Annotated in this window: 2 protein-coding genes; both read left to right on the forward strand. The window is 31.1% G+C overall.

The genetic code is table 11. The features are described from left to right. The first annotated feature begins 163 nt into the window (after nt 1-163). Nucleotides 164-598: an Rrf2 family transcriptional regulator gene (locus DWZ53_RS11030; protein WP_118434207.1), complete on the forward strand. Its 435-nt coding sequence runs from the start codon at nt 164-166 to the stop codon at nt 596-598. A 125-nt stretch (nt 599-723) separates the two neighbouring features. Next, nucleotides 724-1656, forward strand: a complete 933-nt coding sequence (cysK, locus tag DWZ53_RS11035) for a cysteine synthase A (RefSeq protein ID WP_118434208.1) — start codon at nt 724-726, stop codon at nt 1654-1656. Nucleotides 1657-1761 lie beyond the last annotated feature (105 nt).

The raw sequence follows: 1761 nt of genomic DNA on the forward strand, positions 1-1761 counted from the left end.
ACGATATTTTAAAGCGGACCTCTAAGCTACAGATATTTTAATATACCTAACTAAGCACATATGTGCTTTTTTATTTTGTTTTTATTAATTCATATCGAATTACTATGAAATTATGGTGACAAGGAGAAAAAAACATGATATAGTAAAAAAAGAAGGTGATTAAATGAAGATTTCAACAAAAGGAAGATATGCTTTACGACTTATGATAGATCTTGCTTTACATCAAGAACAAGGACATGTTTCTTTAAAGGATGTATCTAAAAGACAAGATATTTCGATTAAATATCTTGAACAAATTGCTTCACCATTAGGGAAAGCAGGACTAATTAAAAGTACAAGAGGTCCTCAAGGAGGATATTCATTAGCTAAACCGGCTAATCAATATACACCAAAAGAAATATTAGAAGTCGTTGAAGGAAAGATTGCATGTGTAGCATGCTTGGAAGATGAAGAAAATACTTGTCCACGTTATGGAACTTGTCCGACAATATCTTTTTATGAAGGTTTAAATAAAGTGATTATTGATTATTTAGAATCTTATACATTAGAAGATTTGGTGGAAATGAGCAAAAATAAAGTTTGGGACTATGTCATTTAAAATGTGTTTATACACATTTTTTTTATTAAACATAATCATATGAGTTGACATCTAAGATAAAAAGTTTTATAGTAATACCATAGTAATCCTATAGGAAATAAGGATGAAAATGAAAGGGGCTTATTATGGCAGATATTAAAAATGGTTTTGTAGATTTAGTAGGAAATACACCACTAGTTAGATTAAATAAAATTATTAAAAAAGATGATTTAAAAGCAGATGTTTTAGCAAAATTAGAATATTTTAATCCCGCTGGTTCAGTAAAGGATAGAATTGCTAAAGAAATGGTATTAGATGCTTTAGATAAAGGGTTAATTAAAGAAGGGGCTACATTAATTGAACCAACATCAGGAAATACTGGAATTGGACTTTCTGCAGTAGCAACATCATTAGGTTTAAAAATTATTATTACAATGCCTGATACAATGAGTGTTGAAAGAAGAAACTTAATGAAAGCTTATGGTGCCAAGTTAGTATTAACACCAGGTAGTGAAGGAATGAAAGGGGCTATCGCCAAAGCTAAAGCTTTAGCTGAAGAAATTCCAAACAGTTTTATTCCAGGACAATTTGAAAATCCAGCTAATCCAATTGCACATTATAAAACAACTGGTCCAGAAATTTATGATCAAACTGATGGTAAAGTAGATATCTTTGTTGCCGGAGTAGGTACAGGAGGAACAATATCTGGTATTGGTAAATATTTAAAAGAAAAAAATCCAAATGTAAAAGTTGTTGCTGTTGAACCAGAAAGTTCACCAGTTTTATCAAAAGGTCAAGCTGGTCCTCATAAAATTCAAGGGATTGGTGCTGGATTTGTACCAGAAACATTAGATACTGCAATTTATGATGAAGTGATTACAATTTCTAATGAAGATGCTTTTGCTACAGGAAAAGAAATTGCTAAAACAGAAGGAATTTTAGTAGGTATTTCATCAGGAGCTGCATTAACAGCAGCAAAACAATTAGCTTTAAGAGAAGAAAATAAAGGTAAAACAATTGTTGTCTTATTACCAGATGGTGGCGATCGTTATATGTCTACACCACTTATTCAAGAATAAAAAAATCCACGAAATGTGGATTTTTTGGTATATTAAAATATCTGTAGCTTAGAGGTCCGCTTTAAAATATCGTGGGGAGGAACCTATAAAATATCTAGGGGATGT

It is taken from the genome of Coprobacillus sp. AF33-1AC (assembly GCF_003475785.1).
Lineage (GTDB): Bacteria > Bacillota_I > Bacilli_A > Erysipelotrichales > Coprobacillaceae > Faecalibacillus.

Excerpts from the sequence above, each read along its gene's own strand:
- DWZ53_RS11030 (WP_118434207.1), top strand. The coding sequence starts at position 164 with ATGAAGATTTCAACAAAAGGAAGATATGCTTTACGACTTATGATAGAT.
- cysK (WP_118434208.1), top strand. The coding sequence starts at position 724 with ATGGCAGATATTAAAAATGGTTTTGTAGATTTAGTAGGAAATACACCA.